Raw genomic sequence first — 15,274 nt, 5'->3', positions numbered from 1 at the left:
GGCAAACCCGGTCAGCGCAGGACGTCGCCGAGCAGGCGGGCGACGCGCTCATCGGCATCGGCGGCGAGGCAGTCGACGACCTGCGGGCGCAGCGTGTTCTTGAGCCAGGTGAGCTGCCGCTTGGCCAGTTGGCGGGTCGCGTAGATGCCGCGCTCGCGCAATTCGTGCTGCGGCAGCAGGCCATCCTGCACTTCCCACACCTGCCGGTAGCCCACGCAACGCATCGCCGGCAGCGCGGCGTGCAGCGGGTAGCGTTCGCGCAGCATGGCTACCTCCGCTTCCAGGCCGGCGGCGAGCATGGCGGTAAAGCGCTCGGCGATACGCTGGTGCAGGACTGCGCGGTCGGATGGCAGCAGACCGATGGTCGTGAAGGCGTACGCGGCTGCCTGCGTCTTGCCAGCAGCAAGTAGGGCCGACAGTGGTCGACTGCTCAGGCGGAACACTTCAAGGGCTCGCTGGATGCGTTGCGCATCGGTGCTGTGCAGACGCGCTGCCGTGGCCGGGTCGATCTGCGCCAGCTCGGCGTGCAGCGCCGGCCAGCCGCGTTTCGCGGCTTCGCCGTCAATCGCCGCACGGGTCGCAGGATCGGCCTGCGGCAGCTCGGCGAGGCCTTCGAGCAGCGCCTTGAAGTAGAGCATGGTGCCGCCGACGAGCAGCGGCACGTGGCCACGCGCGCTGATCTCGGCCATCACCGCCAGCGCGTCGGCGCGAAAGCGCGCCGCCGAGTAGGCCTCGGTCGGTGGCAGCACGTCGATCAGGTGATGCGGGAATTCGGCCAGCGTCGCGGCGTCGGGCTTGGCCGTGCCGATATCCATGTCGCGAAAGACCTGCGCCGAATCGACGCTGATCAGCTCGACGGGAAAACGGCGGGCCAGCGCCATGGCCAGCGCCGTTTTGCCGCTGGCCGTCGGCCCCATGAGCAGGATTGCCGGTGGCAGCGCCGCGTGATTCTCGACGGACACGCTCAGCGGCCGCGCAGGAAGTGGCGGTCGAGGTCGGCCATGCTCAGCTGCGTCCAGGTCGGACGGCCATGGTTGCACTGGTCGCCACGTTCGGTTTCCTCCATCTGGCGGAGCAGCGCATTCATCTCGGCGATGGACAGCAGGCGGCGGGCGCGCACCGCGCCGTGGCAGGCCATGCTGGCGAGGAACTCGTTGCGGCGCGCGGTGAGCAGCTGGCTGACACCGTGCTCGCGTAGCTCGTCGAGCAGCGAGCGCGCCAGGCTTGCCGGGTCGGCGGCCTGCAGCAGTACCGGCACCCGTCGCACGGCGAGTTGGCGCGGGCCCATCGGCGCCAGGTCGAAGCCGAGCTGCTGCAGCACTTCGGCGTACTCCTCGGCAGCGGCGACGTCGACCGCTTCGGCGCTGAAAACGGCTGGAATCAACAGCGCCTGGGTGGCCACTTGCTGATCGGCGAGCGCCTGCTTGAGCTTTTCGTAGAGGATGCGCTCGTGCGCTGCGTGCATGTCGACGACGACCATGCCCTGGCTGTTCTGCGCCAGGATATAGACGCCGTGAAGCTGCGCGAGCGCGTAACCGAGCGGTGGGACGCCGGTCGCTGGCAGGGTCGAGTCGGGCAGCGCGCCGGGCGGGCCGCCATCCGCTGCCTGGACACCGCCGACGAAGGCGACGTACGCAGCGGTGCTGCTGGCGGCACTCGGCTCGCCGACGCGCAGCGACCCCTGGTACGGCACACGCGAGGCGTACGAAGATTCGTCGCTCGCCGGCGCCGACGGGGCGGCGGGGCCTTGCGGCCAGCGCGCCTGCTCGGCCCCGGGCTCTGGCCGCGCTGCAGCGCCGGTCGTGGCCAGGAGGGGACTGGCGAGCAGACGCTGTACGGCGTGAAAGACAAACTGGTGCACGGCGCGCGCATCGCGGAAGCGGACTTCGGTTTTCTGGGGATGCACATTGACGTCGACGGTCGCCGGGTCGATCTCCAGGAATACGCAGTAAGCCGGGTAGCGGCTGCCGTGCAGCTGGTCCTGGTAGGCCTCGCGCAGCGCATGCACGAGCAGCTTGTCGCGTACGAAGCGACCGTTGACGTAGCCGTACTGGGCGTCATTGCGCGCTCGCGAGTAGGCCGGTAGCGCGCAGAAACCGGAGACGCGCAGCGGCCCGGCGAGCGCGTCGAGCGGCCGCGATTCGGCCAGAAAGTCGTCGCCGAGGATGGCGCCGACACGAGCGCGGGCGTCGCTCTTCTTGAGGTGCAGGCTGACGCGGCCGTTGTGCGTCAGCGTGAAGGCGACTTCAGGGTGCGCCAGCGCGATGCGCCTGACGGCCTCGGCGCAATGCGCGAACTCGGTCGCGTCGGACTTGAGGAATTTTCGGCGCGCGGGCGTGTTGTAGTAAAGGTCGCGCATTTCGACCACCGTGCCGGCGAGCAGGGCGGCTGGCTCGGGTGTCGCTCCTCGCTCGGCACCGAGCCGCCAGGCGTGCCCTGGCGCGCTGCCGTCGCCGCGCTCGCCACGCTGGCGACTGGTCAGCGTGACCCGCGCGACGCCGGCGACCGAGGCCAGCGCTTCGCCACGAAAGCCGAGCGTGCCGACGCGTTCGAGATCCTCAAGCGAGCCGATCTTCGAGGTCGCGTGGCGGGTGAGGGCGAGCGCCAGTTCGTCGCGCGCGATTCCGCCACCGTCGTCGCTGACGCGGATCAGTTTGACGCCCCCTTCCTCGAGCTCGACCTGGATCGTCGAGCTGCCCGCGTCGAGGGCGTTTTCGAGCAGCTCCTTGAGCACTGAAGCGGGTCGGTCGACGACTTCACCAGCAGCGATCTGGCTGATCAGCAGATCGGGCAGCAGGTGGATGGGGGTCATGGCGGGCGTAACGGGCGTCGCGGACATCAGCGGATTATCCCACGCTCGTCAGGACGGAAGTGAATGGCCCGCTCGCCGCGTCGGGCAGGCGGCGAGCTGAGCGAAGCGGTGTGCTTCTACTTCGGCAGTTTGCCCGGGGCGATAGCGAGCGCCTTGGCGACGCCTTCGCCGTAGGCCGGATCGGCTTTGCAACAGTTGCCGACGTGGCGCAGCTTGATCTCCTCGGGTGCATCGCCCATGGCCCTGGCCGTGTTGTCGAAGAGCAGCTGTTGCTGCTCGGCGTTCATCAGGCGGAACAAGGCCCCAGGCTGCGAGTAATAGTCGCCGTCGTCGCGATGATTCCAGTGCTCGGCCGCCCCTTCGATCGACAGTGGCGGCTCGCGGTAGTCGGGTTGCTCCTGCCATTCGCCGAAGCTGTTCGGCTCGTAGCCCAGGGTGCCGCCCTGGTTGCCATCGACGCGCATGGCACCGTCGCGGTGATAGCTGTGGAAGGGGCAGCGTGGAGCGTTCACCGGGATCTGGTGGTGATTGACGCCGAGCCGGTAGCGTTGCGCGTCGCCGTAGGAGAAGAGGCGCGCCTGCAGCATCTTGTCGGGCGAGAAGCTGATGCCGGGAACGACCGCCGCCGGGTTGAAAGCCGATTGCTCGACTTCGGCGAAGAAGTTCTCCGGATTGCGATTCAACTCCATGACCCCGACTTCGAGCAGTGGATAGTCCTTGTGCGGCCAGACCTTGGTCAGGTCGAAAGGATGATAGGGAACGTTTGCCGCGTCTTGCTCGGGCATGATCTGCACAGAGAGCGTCCATTTCGGGAAATCGCCTTTCTCGATGCTTTCGAAGAGGTCGCGCTGGTGGCTCTCGCGATCCTTGCCGATCATCGCTTCGGCTTCGGCGTCACTGAGGTTCCTGATCCCCTGCTGGCTGTGGAAATGGAACTTGACCCAGTAACGCTGGTTGGCAGCGTTGATGAAGCTGAAGGTGTGCGAACCGAAGCCGTGCATGTGGCGGTAGTTGGCGGGGATGCCGCGATCGCTCATGACAATGGTCACCTGATGCAGGGCTTCGGGCAGCGACGTCCAGAAATCCCAGTTGTTGGTGGCGCTGCGCATGTTTGTGCGCGGATCGCGCTTGACGGCGTGGTTAAGGTCGGGGAACTTGAGAGGGTCGCGCAGAAAGAAGACCGGCGTGTTGTTGCCGACCAGATCCCAATTGCCTTCCTCGGTGTAGAACTTGACTGCGAAGCCACGGATGTCGCGTTCGGCGTCGGCGGCGCCACGCTCGCCGGCAACGGTCGTGAAGCGTGCGAAGAGCTCGGTCGTCTTGCCTACCGCCGAGAAAATCCTGGCGCGAGTGTATTCGCTGATGTCGTGGGTGACGGTAAAGCGGCCGTAGGCGGCCGAACCCTTGGCATGCATGCGACGCTCAGGGATCACTTCGCGATCAAAATGGGCGAGCTTTTCGAGCAGCCAGATATCCTGCATCAGGACCGGGCCACGCGGGCCGGCGGTCATCGTGTTCTGGTTGTCGACTACCGGCGCACCGGCAGCGGTGGTGAGTTTCTTGATGCTCATCAGTCGTACTCCTTTGGGTTGGTTCAAGCTGGACCGGGCGGCGGCATGTGAGCGTGTACCGGGGCCCGATGAAGCCAGTCTAGGATCTGGCGAACCATTGGGCTAATTGATTCTGGGTATATTTGCGATTGTTAATGGCTATGGATAGGCCGCAGCCAGCGGCGGCCATCGGGAGCCGGGATCGTTGCCGGGCGGCCGCTGATCGCCGTCGGGCGACCTTCTCCAGTAGAATGTGCCGCCAGACAACCCCAACCGGATGAAGAGCAAAGCGCATGGAACTCGCGGGAAAACGCATCGTCCTCGGCGTCAGTGGTGGCATTGCTGCCTACAAGGCGGCGGAACTGGTCCGCCTGCTGGTCAAGGACGGCGCCAGCGTGCAGGTGGTGATGAGCGAAGCGGCAACGCATTTCGTGACGCCGGTCACTTTCCAGGCGCTCTCCGGTCAGTCGGTGTTCACCGACCAATGGGATCCGCGGGTGGCTAACAACATGGCGCACATCGATCTCTCGCGGACCGCCGATGCGCTGCTGGTCGCCCCCGCGTCGGCAGACTTTCTCGCCAAGCTGGCCAATGGGCTGGCCGACGATCTGCTCACCACCCTGGTGCTGGCGCGCGACTGCCCCTTGCTGGTGGCGCCGGCGATGAACCGGCAAATGTGGGAGAACCCGGCCACTGCGCGTAACGTCGCCACCTTGCGTGGCGACGGCGTTTTCATCGTCGGTCCGGGCCGTGGGGATCAGGCCTGTGGCGAAAGCGGCCCCGGGCGAATGCTGGAAGCGGAAGAAATTCGCGACACCCTGGTGGCGTACTTTCAGCCGAAGCTGCTCGCCGGAAAACGCGTACTGCTCACCGCCGGGCCGACTTTTGAAGCGATTGATCCGGTGCGGGGAATCACCAACCTGTCGAGTGGCAAGATGGGCTACGCGATCAGCCGCGCGGCATACGAGGCGGGCGCTCAGGTAACGCTGGTCTCCGGGCCCGTGAGCCTGCCTTGCCCGGTCGGTGTCAGGCGCATTGCCGTGACCAGCGCCTTGCAGATGCACGCAACCGTTCACCAGCACGTGGCTGCTCACGACGTTTTCATCGCCGTTGCTGCGGTCGCCGATTACCGGCCGGCTCAGGTCGTCGAACAGAAAATCAAGAAGCGCCTGCAGGCATCGCCGCCGTCCATCGAACTGGTCGCCAACCCGGATATCCTCGGCGAAGTCGCTGCGCTGCCGACTCCGCCGCTGTGCGTCGGCTTCGCGGCCGAAAGCGAGAATCTGTCCGAGTATGCGGAAAGCAAGCGGCGCAGCAAGAAGATCCCGCTGATCGTTGGCAACCTCATTCAGGACGGTTTTTCCGGCGACTGCAACACACTGATTCTGTTTGATGATGACGGTCAGCATCCGCTCCCACCTGCACCCAAGATCGATCTGGCGCGGCAACTCGTGGCGCGCGTCGCGCTGTTGCTGGAGAAAGCCTGATGAACGGGGCTGGGGTGGTGTCGGTCGACGTCAAGCTGCTCGACTCGCGCCTGGGCGACAGGCCGCCGCAATATGCCAGCGCCGGTTCAGCCGGACTGGATCTGCGCGCCTGCATCGCCGCCCCGATGGAAATTGGGCCGGGCGAAACGGTGCTCATTCCGACCGGAATGGCGATCCATCTTGCCGATCCCGGTCTGGCGGCGATGATCCTGCCGCGCTCGGGTCTTGGCCACAAGCACGGCATCGTCCTTGGCAATCTGGTCGGCTTGATCGATTCCGACTACCAGGGTGAGCTGATGGTATCGACCTGGAATCGCGGCCGCAAAGCATTCACCGTGCAACCGCTCGAGCGTCTGGCGCAACTGGTCGTGGTCCCGGTCTTGCGGGCGGCGTTCAACGTCGTAGACGATTTTGCCGCGAGCTCCCGCGGCGACGGCGGTTTTGGCAGTACCGGCCGCTCCTGAACGAGCGCGGCGGTCAGGGCCGGTGGCCCTTTACGACCAGTTGCGCGGCAGCAACCATGAAGGCCAGGAAGCAGACAATCGACCAGTTGGCCATCGACAGGCCAAGAAAGACCCAGTCCTTGCTCGAACAGAAACCCGTCGCCAGGAAGAGGTCAGGCCAGCGCACGCCAAACCAGTTTACGATCTGCTCGATAACGGTTGGCTCGCCGAAACCGCAGGCCAGGCTGCTCTCGGGATTCTGCTGCAGCCAGGTCTGGTAGCTGGCGGTGGCCAGCCCGCCGGCCGCGCTCAGGCCCATCAGCACTCCCCAGAGGCGCCACCAGCCGGGCAGCAGCACGCCGCACAGGGCAAGGCCGGCGATCAGCAGATAAAGCAGACGCTGAAAGATGCACAAGGGGCACGGCTGCAGCCGCAGGAGCTCGCCAATCAGCCAGCCGGTGCCGGTCAAGCCAAGGGCAAGCAGCGCCAGTACGCCGAAACAGGCACGCAGCGAGAGGCGCACTGGGCTCTTCGTCAGGCCGGAACGTAGCTGCGCAGGCGCATCGACAGTTCCTGCAACTGGCGGACGCCCGAGTTTTCGGCACGCTCGCACCAGTCCTGCAATGTCTTGAGCAAATGCTCGCGGGAAGCGTTCGAGCGCTCCCAGATCGCCACCAGCTCCTGGCGCATGGCGTAGAGGGTGTGCAGCGCGCGGCTCTCGCCGCGCAGCAACTCGAGCCGCCCGCGCAATTCCTGCGGGACGTCACCGGCATGTTCCGCTAGCCAGGGCTTGAGCCCCTTGAAACGACTGCCGTCCTGGCGCTTGCCGATTTCCTCGCGATAGACCTGCTTCAGCGAGTGGGTGTAGCGCGAGAGGACGTCGTAGCGGTTGGCGATCACCGCGTGCAGGGTGTCGAGGTCGACCACCGGCCGCAGCGTTCCCAGGCGCGGTCTTGGTGCGACCTTTTTGACCTGTGCCAGCCCCAGCGCCGCAAGGATGCGAATATAGAGCCAGCCGATGTCGAATTCGTACCAGCGATTCGAGAGCTTGGCCGAGGTCGGGAAAGCGTGATGATTGTTGTGCAGCTCCTCGCCGCCGATCAGTATGCCGAGCGGCGAGAGGTTGGTGCTGGCGTCGTCGGTGCTGAAATTCCGGTAGCCCCAGAAATGGCCGAGGCCGTTGATCACGCCGGCTGCCCAGAACGGAATCCAGGCCACTTGCGCGGCCCAGATCAGTGGTCCGGCAAGAACGCCGAAGACGGCGATGTCGATGGCCAGCATGATCACCACGCCGAGCTTGTGCCACGGACTGTAGAGGTGATTCTCGATCCAGTCGTTTGGCGTTCCATGACCGTAACGCTGCAGGGTCTCGGTATTTCTGGCCTCCTTGACGTACAGAAAGACGCCCGCCCAGAGGACGCGATGGATGCCGTACACCTGGGGGCTGTGTGGGTCCTCGGCAGTTTCGCACTTGCCATGGTGCTTGCGATGGATAGCCGCCCATTCCTTGGTCACCATTCCGGTGGTCAGCCAGAGCCAGCAACGGAAGAAATGCGCCACGAGTGGATGCAGATCGAGCGCACGATGCGCCTGATACCGGTGCAGGAAAATGGTTACCGAGGCGATGGTCACGTGGGTCAAAGCCAGCGTTGCAAGCACGTAGGCCCACCAAGGCCAGTCGACTAATCCAGCGTACATAGATCACCCTCTCAAGATCGAACCTGCGATTCTAAGCCAATAGTGGCGCTGCGCCAAACAGCCCGCCAAGGTGCAGCCAGCGCTCTGCGCGCAGTGACGCTGGCCCTGTTTCTCGGGGCCTGCAGGCCTTGCCGGTGCCGATCGTCGACGGGCAGGTTCATCCGCGGCCGACAAGCCGTTATCATTGGCGGATGAAGACACGAATCCTGTTGGTCGAGGACGAGGAGCGCCTCGCCGAGCTGACCGCCGAGTACCTGCGCAAGAACGACCTCGAGGTCCTGGTCGAGGGGCACGGCAGCAAGGCCGAGGCACGCATTCTTGCCGAGCGGCCCGACCTGGTCATTCTCGACGTCATGCTGCCGGGCAAGGACGGCTTCGAGATCTGCCGGGCCGTGCGGGCGCGTTACCAGGGGGTGATCCTGATGCTTACTGCCCGTGACGAAGACTTCGACCAGATCCTCGGCCTGGAACTGGGCGCCGACGATTACATTGCCAAGCCGGTACAGCCGCGTCTGTTGCTGGCCAGGATCAAGGCCCTGTTGCGCCGTTCGCCGAGCAGCGCTGGCGGCACCGGTGAGCGTACGGAAACGGGCAGACCCGCCGAACTTGCCTTTGGCAGCTTCCACATCAGCCAGGCAACGCGCACCGCCTGTCTGGGCGCGGACTGTATCGACCTGACCACCGCCGAGTTCGATCTGCTTTGGCTCCTTGCCCGTCACGCCGGCAGCGTTCTGTCACGCGACGACTTGCTGCAGGAGCTGCGTGGCATCGGTTTTGACGGCCTCGACCGGTCGATCGATGCACGGATTTCGCGCTTGCGCCGCAAGCTTGGCGACGACTCCGAGAACCCGACCCGGATCAAGACCGTCCGTGGCAAGGGCTATCTGTTCAGCAAGCATGATTGGCAATAGCCGCAAACTGCTGTCGATCCTCGGGCCGTACACGCCGGCGCCCTGGCGCGAGCACTACAGCCTGTCGCGGCTGTTCTTCAACTTCTACCTGCTGGTCATGGGTTCTTTCGTGGCCATCGCCATCTTTGCCGATTTCGTGATTTCGACGGCGGTCAAGGGCATCACCGACGACTACACCAGCCGCTTCATGCACGGCACCATCGTGCTCATCGAAGACGAACTGTTCCGAAAGCCGCGTTCGAAGTGGCCACAGGCGGTCGCCGCTCTCGACCAGAAGTTTGCCTATCGGCTCGATATCGTCGACCGCTGGACCTTGCATCTGCCGCCGAAACAGGCCGAGAAGCTCGACAACGGCGAGCTGGCCATCGACGCCAAGGGTGACGTTCTCTATCATCGACTCAAGCAGACCTCGCAGGTCCTGGTCGTTGGCCCGATCTCGCCCGACCGCAACCCCGAGTACCACCGGGGCATGCCGCTCGATCTGCGCATCAGCCTGCTGACCTGGAGCCTGATCGGAGTCTGCCTGGCGATTGCAGTCTGGCTCTGGGTCCATCCCGTCTGGCGAGACCTCGAAGCCATGCGCCAGACCACTCGCGCGCTGGGGGAGGGGCTGTTCGAGGCGCGCGCGCCAGCGATGCGCAGCAACGCCTTCGGGCCACTCGCCGAGACACTCAACGGGATGGCGGAACGCATCCAGCGGCTGATTGCCACGCAGAAGGAGCTGTCGAGCGCCATTTCGCACGAGTTGCGCACGCCCATCGCGCGCATCCGCTTTGCGCTCGAAATGCTGGCCGACTCCGAAGTGCCAGCTGATCGCGAGCGCCTGTGGCGCTTGATGGAAGGCGACCTCGACGAACTCGACGGCCTGATCGATGCCAGTCTGACCTACGCGCGCTTCGGCCGCGAACAACCGGACCTGCAGCTCACCGCCGTCGAGCTGGCGGTATGGCTTGACGAACAGGTCGAGGCCAGCCGCCTGCTCGAAGGCAAGCTAGACCTGCAGGTCGATACCGCGACCCTGCCGTCGATGCTCTACGTCGAGCTCGATCGCCGGACGATGCCGCACGCGATCACCAATCTGCTGCGCAACGCCATGAAATATGCGCAAGGGAAGATTCGGGTCAGCGCGCAGGTCGTCGACGAGCAAATCCTGGTGCACGTTGACGACGACGGAATCGGTATCCCGGCCGACGAACGAGAAAGGATCTTCTCGCCGTTTACGCGCCTCGATCGATCGCGCGACCGTTCGACCGGCGGTTACGGTCTCGGGCTGGCGATCGTGCAATTGGTCATGGAACAGCACCACGGCACAGCCAGCGCCGCCGAGTCTCCGCTTGGCGGCGCCCGTTTCACCCTCGCCTGGCCACTGTCACAAAGCGTCACCGAAAGCTGACGCAATGACTGCAGACGAGCCGGCTGCGCGTCACTATCATCGGCCGCTGTTCCTAAATCTGCCGAGAAAGACAAGAAAATGAACGAGTTCAATCTCAGCTGCGAGCAGTTCTTTGCCGCGACGCGCCGACATTTCTTCGCTCGCGAAGCCGCTTGCGCTTGCCCGGGGGGCCCTGAGCAGGAGGACTTTCATTGCGCTGGCTGCGGCGAGGCAGGGCAGCACGCGCCCTTCGCCAACTGAACGTCTTGGCTGAACCGCCCGCCTCTGTACCGATCACCGAAGGCGTCGGTATTTTCGTCGGGATCGTCGCCTGGGATCTGCTCAGCGCCGGCGAAATGGAACTGCTCAAGGCATTGCTGGTTTCCGCCGGAAGTGCTGCGGTCTGGTATGGCGCGCGCTGCTGGCAGTGCAGTCGCCGCAAGGATCGTTGAAGGCCCGTCGTCGATCGGTTGATGAAGTGGCAGCGCTGGCCCGGTCAAGCACCCGCGTCTCGGTCGCGCCGGCCGGCAAACAAGTCATCCTCGCTGACCGCCCATCCACGACGATGGGCTGTGCATCCCGCAGTCTTCAAGCTGCGGGTTTTTTTTGCGGGCCCGGTTCATGCGCCTTGCTCGCCGGCCTCAATCCGCCGCTGCCGGTGCCGCCGCCGCTGCTGGCAAGCCACCCACCAGTCGCACTTCGCGTTGCGGGAACGGAATCTGGATGCCGTGATCGCGAAATGACCGCCAGATCGCCAGGTTGATCGCCGAGCGGATACTGCCGGTGCCGTTCTGTGGGTCCGAGATCCAGAAATTCAGATCGAGATTGATGCCGCTTTCCGCAAAAGCCATCAACAGCACCTGTGGCGGTGGGTCGGCGAGGACTCTCTGATTTGCCAGCGCCGCATCGTGCATCAGGCGCATGGCGACGTCGAGATCCGTGCCATAGGCGACCTGAACGCTCAGAATGAAGCGCACGCGTGAATCGGTGAACGATTCATTGCGCACGATGTTCGAAACGAGGTACTCGTTGGGGATGATCACTTCGGTTCCGGTCAGCGTGCGCACCACCGTGTAGCGGGACGTAATCTGGGTCACGACGCCGGTGGTCAGGGGGTCGATGGCCACCACGTTGCCGAGGCGTATCGAGCGGTCGAGCAGGATGATGAAGCCGCTGACGTAGTTGCTGGCGATCTTCTGCAGACCCAGGCCGAGGCCGACGGCCAGCGCACCGCTGAACACCGACAGGGCGGTGATGTCGATGCCGACGATCGACAGGCTGAGCAACAGGGCGAGTACCGACAGCAGCGCCTTGACCAGTCGGCCAAGAACCACCCTGATGCTTGCGTCAAGGGTTTCCCGGGCCATCAGGCGTGCTTCGATGATCCCGGAAATCCAGAGTGCGACCAGCACGGTCACGCAAATCGTCACCAGGCCGTTGATCAGCGTCCACAAATCGAGCTTCTGCTTGCCGACGTTGAAGCTCACCTGTTCGAGCATGTCGATCAGTGGCGCAGAAAGTCCGCTGAGATAGAGCGCCAGACCGATCCAGATGCTGGTGGCGATGAGGCGCTCGGAAGTGGCCAGGAAACTGCTCGGCGCGAAGGCGTGGTGCACGACGTAGATCGCTGCGCGTACCAGGGCCATCGACAGCAGAAGGGGCACCGCCAGATCGAGCAGGCTGACCGGTCCGAGTTCCCAGTGGCGGAAAATCTTGCGCACGATCAGGACCAGCAGCAGCGACAGCAGGGGGAAGGCGATGCGCTTCAGGCTGCCGGTCCCGAATGTGCGCAGTACGCCGTGATCAGCGCTCGAACGCGCGTGTTTCTGCCGCAGCCAGTAGCGCGACAGGCCCCAGGCGACGAGCAGGCAGAGGGCCAGAGCCAGGATTTGCCAGAGGAATCCCGGTTCCTGGACATCCCGCCAGAGATCCCGAAAAAGCCGCGCAAAGGCCGCCGTGCCGTCGGCAGCCTGTTTTATCGCTTCGCTGGTCGCCTGCTTGGTCGTTTCGTTCATCGCCGCTCCATTGCTGCCGCGTAGAAAGCATCGGTTCCGTGGCGGTGCGGCAGCAAGCGTAGCTGCTCGCCACAGTCGATGGCTATGTCCTGTTTGGCGAATATTTCCTGCGCCGAGCAGAGGGCAAACTCCGCGTGCTGCTCCAGGAAGGCGCGCACGACGGCCTCGTTCTCCTCCTCGAGGAGGCTGCAGGTTGCGTAGACCAGCCGGCCGCCGGTCTTCACCAGGCTGGCGGCGGCGGAGAGAATTGCCGCCTGCCTGGCGCTCAGCTCGGCGACGCTTCCCGCCGTCTGCCGCCACTTCAGGTAGGGGTTGCGGCGCAGGGTGCCGAGGCCGGAGCAGGGCGCATCGACCAGGACGCGATCGAACTTGCCTGCCAGGCGCCGGATCTTGATGTCGCGCTCGGAATCGATGCGTACCGGATGAACGTTCGACAGCCCGGAACGCGCCAGGCGAGGTTTCAGGCGGGCCAGCCTTTGCTCGGCAACGTCAAAGGCATAGAGCCTCCCCTGCGAGCGCATCAGGGCGCCAAGCAGCAAAGTCTTGCCACCCGCTCCGGCGCAGAAGTCGGCGACCATTTCGCCACGTCTGGGCTGCACCAGGAAGGCGAGCAGCTGGCTTCCTTCGTCCTGCACTTCCATGCTGCCGTCGACGAACAGGGGGTGCTTGGACAGGGCAGGCTTGCCGGCCAGGCGGATGCCGAGCGGCGAATAGCGGCACGCCTCGGCGTTCAGTCCGTCGGCTTGCAGCCGTTCGAGGAGCTCCTGGCGTCCGATTTTTAGTGGATTGACACGCAGGTCCAGAGGCGCGGGCTGGTTCAGCGCGGCGACCAGCGCTTCCATGTCTTCGCCGGCAAACTGTTCGCTGAGCAGCGCATGCAGCCAGTCGGGCAGATCCAGGCGCACAGCCGTTGGCAGCTCGCTGACCTGCACCCCCTTGGCGTGTGCCAGCCAGTGGCTTTCGGCCTCGCTCAGCACGGCGCCAAGTTCGCGCCGGTTCATTCCCTGCAGGCAGGCCAGCGCAGCGAGCAACAGGCGGCGTGAGGTCAGCTCGCCGGCACAGCGCGCGGATAGCGAGCGCTTGCGGCGCAGGACGGTGAACACCGTATCGGCGACGAAGCCACGATCGGCGTGGCCAAGTTCGCGGTGTTGGCGGAAATAGTCGGCAACGACACGGTCGGCAGCAAAGTCCGAGCGCAACAGTTCGGAGAGCAGCTTCTGGCCATGATGGAAAAGGGCCGGGGTGAAACGGGCCGCGGTAAGCCGGGGCGGGCTGATTCGGGTTTCGGTTGGACGCGCGCTCATGGTTCCTCGCTCAATTCGATGGCCGTCGCGGTTTCGACGAAAACGGCGCCTTTATGGTCGGTATGGAGAATTTTCACCGGCAGCAGCGAACGATCGTAGGCCAGCCACACTTCCGTCGGTGAGACGCCCGCTACCCGCAGGTGCAGCGAGCGGAAGTTTCCGGCGGGGGTCTCGACGTCCTCGTCGCCGAGGACCTCGAATCGGTACTGCTCGTATTTCTTGCCGGTGGCCACGGGCATGATCGTGCCGCTGGCCAGATCGGGAAGCAGTCCCAGCTGGTAGTGCAGGGAGAGGAGATCCTGGGCGCCAGCGTCAAGCGCTTGCTGTGGCCGCTGGCCGACGCGCACCTGCATCTGCAGCCAGTCGAATTCGGCCTGCTCGCCGGTTGCGCGACCCTCGCGGCGGGTGGAGAAGCGTTCCGGGACCAGTCCCGCAGAGGTCAGCTTGCCGCGGCTTTCGAGTTCGATGCGCAAGGGCTTGAACAGCGCCACCAGACCCTTGGTTTCGGTCACCGCGGTAATCCGGTAAACGCCGTCGACGATCACCCAATCGTGCGTCGACTCGCCAATCATGAAGCCCTGATCGCCGCGGTCAACGCGATAGCGAATCATCCCGCGCGCCGGCAGCCGCGACGAGCTTGCCGCGCCTTCGGCGATAGTCGAGGGCGTCGGAAGCGCGAGCGGGCCGATCGGCACCGCTGCCGGCCCGGTGCTTGGGTTCGCTGTCGTGGGCGCGGCGACCGCAGTCGACGAATCGTCTACGTTCAACACGGGTGTTGCCGTCGGCGCGGGAGTGGCGTGGGCTTTGATACGCTTCGCCGGTCGTTTTCTGGCCGCCGCCGTCGTCACGGGTTTCGCTGGCGGCTCGACGGGCGGTTCGATCAGCGGCGCTGGCTTGAGCTCGGCGAGTAGCGGCGGTGGCTCAAGGAAGGGGGGCAAATCGAACTCCGGACCGAAAAGCAACAGGGCATGCGCACCGAGCGAGGCCGCGACGGCGATGAGCAGGGCGATCGGCATCGGCTGGCCGACTCACCTCGCCGACGTCTGGGGTGCGATCAGTGCGCCGCCATCAAGCTGTGGCGAGTCGAGGACGACGCGTCCGGCGCACAGACGCAGACGCCCTTCGGAAAACCAGCGTACCGCGAGCGGATAAAGCTGATGCTCCTGCGCCAGGACGCGTACGGCGAGGGTCTCTTCGTCGTCGCCGTCGAGGACCGGCACGGCGGCCTGGACAATGATCGGGCCGTGGTCGAGATCGGGGGTCACGAAATGCACCGTACAGCCGTGAATACGGACGCCTTCGGCCAGCGCTCGGGCGTGCGTGTGCAGGCCCGGAAAGCTTGGCAACAGCGAAGGATGAATATTGATCAGGCGGCCGTGGTAGTGGCGGACAAAGGCAGCGCCGAGAATGCGCATGAAGCCGGCAAGAACGACCAGGTCGGGGGAAAAAGCGTCGATCGCTGTCGCCATCGCGGCGTCGAAGTCCTCGCGCGTGGCGAACTTGCGGTGGTCAACGACGCGGGTCGGGACACCGCATGCGGCGGCTGTTTCCAGCCCGCCCGCGTCGGAGCGGTTGGCGAGGACGCCAGCGACGCGCACCGGCAGCGTTCCGGCGTCGGCGGCGGCGAGCAGCGAAGCCATGTTGCTGCCGCGTCCGGAGATCAGAATGACGACCGATAGCAT

At 65.1% G+C, this 15,274-nt stretch carries 14 protein-coding genes; 5 read left to right on the top strand and 9 right to left on the bottom strand.

The window, feature by feature from the left end; translation table 11 throughout:
• Positions 1–11: 11 nt before the first annotated feature.
• The 3 genes from miaA to QZ634_RS07425 form a co-directional block, all read right to left on the bottom strand.
• Positions 12–968: a tRNA (adenosine(37)-N6)-dimethylallyltransferase MiaA gene (gene miaA / locus QZ634_RS07435; RefSeq protein WP_291988073.1), complete on the bottom strand. Its 957-nt coding sequence runs from the start codon at positions 966–968 to the stop codon at positions 12–14.
• Positions 965–2,812: a DNA mismatch repair endonuclease MutL gene (gene mutL, locus QZ634_RS07430; RefSeq protein WP_291988071.1), complete on the bottom strand. Its 1,848-nt coding sequence runs from the start codon at positions 2,810–2,812 to the stop codon at positions 965–967. The genes miaA and mutL overlap by 4 nt, the downstream gene beginning before the upstream one ends.
• Before the next feature lie 116 nt (positions 2,813–2,928).
• Positions 2,929–4,383, bottom strand: a complete 1,455-nt coding sequence (locus QZ634_RS07425) for a catalase (RefSeq protein WP_291986877.1) — start codon at positions 4,381–4,383, stop codon at positions 2,929–2,931.
• Between the two features lie 272 nt (positions 4,384–4,655).
• Between QZ634_RS07425 and coaBC the strand changes: the two genes are divergently transcribed.
• Together coaBC and dut are read left to right on the top strand one after the other, a co-directional pair.
• On the top strand, positions 4,656–5,849 hold the full coding sequence (coaBC, locus tag QZ634_RS07420) for a bifunctional phosphopantothenoylcysteine decarboxylase/phosphopantothenate--cysteine ligase CoaBC (RefSeq protein WP_291986875.1): 1,194 nt from the start codon (positions 4,656–4,658) through the stop codon (positions 5,847–5,849).
• 14 nt (positions 5,850–5,863) lie between these two features.
• Positions 5,864–6,313, top strand: coding sequence for a dUTP diphosphatase (dut, locus tag QZ634_RS07415; protein WP_291988069.1), 450 nt, complete (start codon positions 5,864–5,866; stop codon positions 6,311–6,313).
• 13 nt (positions 6,314–6,326) lie between these two features.
• On the opposite strand, the gene QZ634_RS07410 is transcribed toward dut, so the two are convergent.
• Complete coding sequence (locus QZ634_RS07410) at positions 6,327–6,815, bottom strand: disulfide bond formation protein B (RefSeq protein WP_291986873.1); 489 nt, start codon at positions 6,813–6,815, stop codon at positions 6,327–6,329.
• Positions 6,816–6,826: 11 nt separating this feature from the next.
• Complete coding sequence (locus QZ634_RS07405; RefSeq protein ID WP_291986871.1) at positions 6,827–7,990, bottom strand: fatty acid desaturase; 1,164 nt, start codon at positions 7,988–7,990, stop codon at positions 6,827–6,829.
• A gap of 191 nt (positions 7,991–8,181) precedes the next feature.
• Between QZ634_RS07405 and QZ634_RS07400 the strand changes: the two genes are divergently transcribed.
• The 3 genes from QZ634_RS07400 to QZ634_RS07390 all read left to right on the top strand — a co-directional run bounded on the left by QZ634_RS07400 (position 8,182) and on the right by QZ634_RS07390 (position 10,725).
• Positions 8,182–8,901, top strand: coding sequence for a winged helix-turn-helix domain-containing protein (locus QZ634_RS07400; RefSeq protein WP_291986869.1), 720 nt, complete (start codon positions 8,182–8,184; stop codon positions 8,899–8,901).
• Complete coding sequence (locus tag QZ634_RS07395) at positions 8,888–10,294, top strand: ATP-binding protein (protein ID WP_291986867.1); 1,407 nt, start codon at positions 8,888–8,890, stop codon at positions 10,292–10,294. The genes QZ634_RS07400 and QZ634_RS07395 overlap by 14 nt, the downstream gene beginning before the upstream one ends.
• 245 nt (positions 10,295–10,539) lie before the next feature.
• Positions 10,540–10,725 carry a hypothetical protein gene (locus tag QZ634_RS07390; RefSeq protein ID WP_291986866.1) on the top strand — a complete coding sequence of 62 codons (186 nt, stop codon included), beginning with the start codon at positions 10,540–10,542 and terminating at the stop codon, positions 10,723–10,725.
• A 189-nt stretch (positions 10,726–10,914) separates the two neighbouring features.
• Here QZ634_RS07390 and QZ634_RS07385 read toward each other — a convergent pair whose 3' ends face one another.
• The 4 genes from QZ634_RS07385 to purN are packed head-to-tail and all read right to left on the bottom strand — an operon-like array spanning position 10,915 to position 15,274.
• Positions 10,915–12,288 carry a mechanosensitive ion channel domain-containing protein gene (locus tag QZ634_RS07385; protein ID WP_291986864.1) on the bottom strand — a complete coding sequence of 458 codons (1,374 nt, stop codon included), beginning with the start codon at positions 12,286–12,288 and terminating at the stop codon, positions 10,915–10,917.
• Positions 12,285–13,592: an RsmB/NOP family class I SAM-dependent RNA methyltransferase gene (locus tag QZ634_RS07380; protein WP_291986862.1), complete on the bottom strand. Its 1,308-nt coding sequence runs from the start codon at positions 13,590–13,592 to the stop codon at positions 12,285–12,287. The genes QZ634_RS07385 and QZ634_RS07380 overlap by 4 nt, the downstream gene beginning before the upstream one ends.
• The gene (locus QZ634_RS07375) at positions 13,589–14,608 is read right to left on the bottom strand and encodes a DUF3108 domain-containing protein (RefSeq protein WP_291986859.1); all 1,020 of its coding nucleotides are present in this window, start codon (positions 14,606–14,608) and stop codon (positions 13,589–13,591) included. Before QZ634_RS07375 ends, QZ634_RS07380 begins: the two co-directional genes overlap by 4 nt.
• 12 nt (positions 14,609–14,620) lie before the next feature.
• Positions 14,621–15,274 (bottom strand): phosphoribosylglycinamide formyltransferase, encoded by a 654-nt coding sequence (gene purN / locus QZ634_RS07370; protein WP_291986857.1) that lies wholly within the window; start codon positions 15,272–15,274, stop codon positions 14,621–14,623.

The sequence above is a fragment of the Candidatus Accumulibacter sp. ACC007 genome (genome assembly GCF_907163205.1).
In the GTDB taxonomy this organism is placed as follows: Bacteria; Pseudomonadota; Gammaproteobacteria; order Burkholderiales; family Rhodocyclaceae; genus Accumulibacter; species Accumulibacter regalis.
This window is presented reverse-complemented; position numbering and strand designations above follow the sequence as displayed.